We start from the raw sequence: 4,248 nt of genomic DNA, 5'->3' as shown, positions 1-4,248 counted from the left end.
GTGCGCTCGACCAGCGTGGCGACGGCGGTCTTGCCGTTCTTGCCGATGACCAGGTCACCCTCCCAGTGGCCGGGCACGGCGCGCCCCTGGGCGTCGGCGGGGCGGGCGTCGATGTAGGTCGGGTCCTTGATCCGCGGGGCCGGTGGGGGCTTGGCGCCGCCTCGTCGGGCGGTGCGCCCGGACCGTAGCGCGAGCAGCTCGCGGGCCAGCGTGGACACCGGGGTGGCATAGATCCACTGGTAGATCGCCTCGTGAGACACCCGACAAGCCTCGTCATCGGGGTGCTCGGTCGGCAACCGGCCCGCGATCGAGGCCGGTGACCAGCCACCACGCAACAGAGCATGCACGATCCCGCGCAACCGCGGGTGACGGTCCACCGCGAACTGCTTCGGCCGCTCCCGCGCCGCCAGGGCCCGTTCCTGCGCTGCCGCGGCCCGGTACTCGTAGCGTCCGCCGTGACGACGGACCTCACGAGAGATCACCGACCGATCACGACCCACCACCGAGGCGATCTGCTTGTAGGACAAGCCCTCCGCGAGACCCCTCGAGATCTCCTCCCGATCCGACAACATCAACATCTCACGCACGGAACATCCTGTCCCGCCGAACAACCAAGATCAAGTGCTACGACCGGCTGAACTCACCGAACGCTACGGATGGGACGTCACCTATACTCTACTTGTAGTCGCCGCAGTAATCACCGCGGCCCTATTCCTTCTAGCAGACAGGACCGAGAACGCGCAATCCGACTGACCGCACCGTCGCACCGAGCCCAGGACACCGAGCGGCCAGCCTAGATGGCATGGAGTCCTGTAAAGAAATGAGGACTGAGTAGTGAGTCTTTTTGATCCGATGGGTCAAGGCGAGAGGTCGGAGAGTCGCGGAGAAGGTTCGGGGCTACTGCGAAGTGATGATCAGGATACGGTTACATTGCGAACTCGGGAGCGTCTCTTAAGAGTCATTAGTGGCCGCTCGAGGCGATTCCGAGTTGTCGCAGTATCGACCGGGTCGATATTATTTATCTTGCTTGCAGTGACAGGACTTCTGGTCATGACAGAAGAAGGTAGAGTCACCGTAGAGGGAAAGGTCGTGGGATTGATGACATCGCCTTCTCGGAAGGTTGTGGACGGCTTCTTCCCTCTCTCTTCCGGTGGCTGCGCAGGGTCTGGAGAATTCAAAGGAGTGCGGGCGGGAGGACTGATTTCCGTGCTGAACTCGAAGAGGCAATTGATAGGCTCCGGGCAACTAAGCGACTCTATCATTGTGGGGAGTTCGTGTCAATTTAGCTTTAAGGTTGATGGCGTTTTGAAAAACAAGGTCTATCGAGTTAGCGTTGCCGGTCGCATGCCGTTGTCCTGGACTGCGGCGGAAGTTGGATCTCCTGGGGGGATTCGAATAGTTCTTGGAGTGTAGCTGGGGCGCAGCCAGGGCCCCGGCAAAGTCGTCAGATGATCTTGTAGGTGGTCAAGGGCCGGTGGGCGTCTCGGGCGTGGTGGCGTAGTCCGGCGGCGATGTTGGTGGTCCCGGTCAGTCGGAGTGCGGCGATCGCGAGGTTGCGCAGGGCGGCCATGACCTGCGGTCCGGCTGCGGTGCGGGTCTGGGAGCGGTCCTCGTCGAAGGAGACGTCCCGGACCCAGTGCAGCCGGTTCTCGATGTTCCAGTGCCCGCGGATCCAGCGGGCCAGCAAGATCGGGTCTGCCTGGAACGCGGTCAGGCTGGTGATCGCGTAGACGGTCACGGTCTTCCACCGTGCGCCCGGACGTAGCGGGCGGCGCCGGCGGATGAGCCGGATGGCCTGGGCGGCGTGTGGGAAGAACTCCCCGCCCCGGTCCGGGCACCGCTGCAGGGAGAGCACGCTGATCGTGCGGGTCTCGACCCGCCCGTGGCCACGGGCCCGCTGCCGGGCGGCCGGCCCGGTCATCTTCCAGGGCAGCGCACGCAGCCGGGCCAGCAGCGTGGGCTGGTTAGCCTTGACCGTCATCAGGTAGTGCCCACCGAGCTCGACTGGGCCGGGTTCTGGCGCGGCTTCGACCGGCTGCACCATCTGCGCGATGCGTCCTGGACCAGCGAGGACAAGCTGCGTGGCAAGGCCCACCAGCAGCTCGGCTCGCTCGGGGGCGGAAATCACTTTGTGGAGCTCTGCCTCGACGGCGACGACCGGGTCTGGCTGATGCTGCACTCCGGGTCGCGGGGGATCGGCAACATCCTGGCCAACCTGCACATCGAGAAGGCCAAGGTGCTGCCGCACAACCAGGAGCTGCCCGACCGCGACCTGGCCGTGTTCCTCGCCGGCACCCCGCAGATGGACGCCTACCGGGCCGACCTGCACTGGGCGCAGGAGTACGCGCGGCTCAACCGGCGGGTGATGATCGAGCTGTGAGGTTCCCCCGCTTTGCCGGAGTGTCTGAACACTGGTTCGATCTTGAGAGCCAGGAAGGAAGGCACTGGTGACTGCACCGAAGAAGTACCCCGATGAGCTGCGTGAACGGGCGGTTCGGCTGTATCGGGAGTCCGACCCTCGCCCGACGTTCCGGACGCTCGCGCAGCAGCTCGGGGTGCATCACGAGGCCCTGCGCAGCTGGGTCCGCCAAGCCGAGGCCGACACCGGCGAGCGCCATGATCGGCCGTCGACCGACATGCTCGCCGAGAACCGCAGGCTGGCGAAGGAAAACGCCGAGCTGCGGCGGGTCAACGAGGTCCTGCGCGCGGCGAGCGCCTATTTCGCCTCCGAGATCGGCCCGACCCGGAGGTGGTCATGAGCTTCGTCGACGCCCATGGCTTCCCCGCCGGTCTCGTACTACGGGTCCTTGGTGTGCCGGTCTCGACCTACTACGACTGGCGCACCCGCCGCGCGAACCCCTCTCAGCGCCACCTCGACGACGCCGTGCTCCTCGAACAGATCGTGAAGATCCGCTCGGTCAGCGAGTTCGCCACCGCCTACGGATCCCCGCGGGTCTGGCTCGAGCTGCGCCGCCAAGGCGTGCACGTCGGCCGCAAGCGCGTCGAGCGGATCATGCGCGAGCACGGCCTGCAGGGCGCCCACCTGCGCCGCGGCTGGAAGGGCGGCTCGACCCGGCAGAACCCCGCCCACCGGCCGGCGCCGGACCTGCTCGAACGCGACTTCACCGCGGCCGCGCCGAACCGGGTGTGGGTGGCCGATCTGACCCGGATCGTCACCGGCGAGGGCGTGTTGTGGATGGCCTCGGTGCGTGACGCGTTCTCCAACCGGGTCGTCGGCTGGGCCACCGACTCCCGTGCGACGACCGCGCTGGTGCTCACCGCGCTCAACCACGCCCTGCGCTCGCGGGACCTGCGCCCCGGCCAGTTGATCTTCCACAGCGACAAGGGAGCCCAGTACACAGCGCTGCGGTTCACCCAGCGCCTGGTCGACGCCGGTGTCGCCCCGTCGACCGGGTCCAACGTCGGACATACGGCGCTCGATGCTGTCGCGGTAGACCATGATCAGCCCGCACCCCAGGCGCGCGCCGGATCCGCCGGCGAGCAATCGTCAAGACCTGTGGATGAAGATCTTTTAGGCGGCTTCGGTGTGGGTGTGGTCGTCGGGTCGTTCAACGAGTCGTCCGGCCTCGAAGACTGCTCCGGCGCGGACGAGCGCGACCAGGTGCGGGCCGTTCACGGCGCGCCAGCGGTCCTGGGCGGCTTCGATGAGTTTGAACGCCATCGCGAGCCCGGCGGTGCGTGAGCCGGGCCCGCGGGTGACGCGGGTGCGGTGGCGGACGGTCGCGAACGTGGACTCGATCGGGTTCGTGGTGCGTAGGTACTGCCAGTGCTCGGCGGGGAAGTCGTAGAAGGCGAGCAACTCATCGAGGTCGTCACGGACCTTCGCCACGGCCTTGCCGAACTTTGCCCCGTAGGCGGCGTCGAAGCAGGTCACGGCGCCGAGGGCCTTGTGTTTGTCTTCGACGTTCCAGATCTCGGTCAGCGCCTTCTTCGCTCCCGGATGCGCCGACTTGGGCAGGGCGGCGAGGACGTTGGCGGTTTTGTGCACCCAGCAGCGCTGCTCACGGGTCTCGGGGAACACCTCCCGTAGCGCGCCCCAGAACCCGAGCGCGCCGTCCCCGACGGCCAGGACGGGGGCGCGCATGCCGCGCCGCGCGCAGTCGCGCAGCAGGTCCGCCCAGGACTCGGTCGATTCCCGGTAGCCGTCGACGAGGGCGACGAGCTCCTTGTGCCCGTCGGCGCGGACTCCGATGAGCACGAGCAGACACAACTTGTGCTCGGCGAGGC

The 4,248-nt window shown here is 66.9% G+C and carries 4 protein-coding genes and 2 pseudogenes; 3 read left to right on the top strand and 3 right to left on the bottom strand.

What is annotated here, in order from left to right; translation table 11 throughout:
• Both Ae331Ps2_RS32845 and Ae331Ps2_RS29095 read right to left on the bottom strand, forming a co-directional pair.
• Positions 1–578, bottom strand: a 578-nt coding sequence (locus tag Ae331Ps2_RS32845) for an IS30 family transposase (protein ID WP_254864925.1), incomplete at its 3' end; no start/stop codon positions are given.
• An 866-nt stretch (positions 579–1,444) separates the two neighbouring features.
• Positions 1,445–1,981 carry an ISAs1 family transposase gene (locus Ae331Ps2_RS29095; protein WP_075313183.1) on the bottom strand — a complete coding sequence of 179 codons (537 nt, stop codon included), beginning with the start codon at positions 1,979–1,981 and terminating at the stop codon, positions 1,445–1,447.
• 6 nt (positions 1,982–1,987) lie between these two features.
• Between Ae331Ps2_RS29095 and Ae331Ps2_RS29090 the strand changes: the two are divergent.
• The 3 genes and pseudogenes from Ae331Ps2_RS29090 to Ae331Ps2_RS33745 all read left to right on the top strand — a co-directional run.
• A pseudogene (locus Ae331Ps2_RS29090) lies at positions 1,988–2,377 on the top strand (RtcB family protein); the annotation flags it as partial.
• Positions 2,378–2,447: 70 nt separating this feature from the next.
• Positions 2,448–2,759, top strand: a complete 312-nt coding sequence (locus Ae331Ps2_RS29085; RefSeq protein WP_158071584.1) for a transposase — start codon at positions 2,448–2,450, stop codon at positions 2,757–2,759.
• A pseudogene (locus tag Ae331Ps2_RS33745) lies at positions 2,756–3,403 on the top strand (IS3 family transposase); the annotation flags it as partial. The gene Ae331Ps2_RS29085 and the pseudogene Ae331Ps2_RS33745, both read left to right, overlap by 4 nt.
• A gap of 129 nt (positions 3,404–3,532) precedes the next feature.
• Here the strand turns inward: Ae331Ps2_RS33745 and Ae331Ps2_RS29075 are convergent.
• Positions 3,533–4,248 (bottom strand): IS256 family transposase (locus Ae331Ps2_RS29075; RefSeq protein WP_139319268.1); only part of this gene is annotated, 716 nt, incomplete at its 5' end.

This window comes from Pseudonocardia sp. Ae331_Ps2 (assembly GCF_001932405.1).
Taxonomy (GTDB): domain Bacteria; phylum Actinomycetota; class Actinomycetes; order Mycobacteriales; family Pseudonocardiaceae; genus Pseudonocardia.
This window is presented reverse-complemented; position numbering and strand designations above follow the sequence as displayed.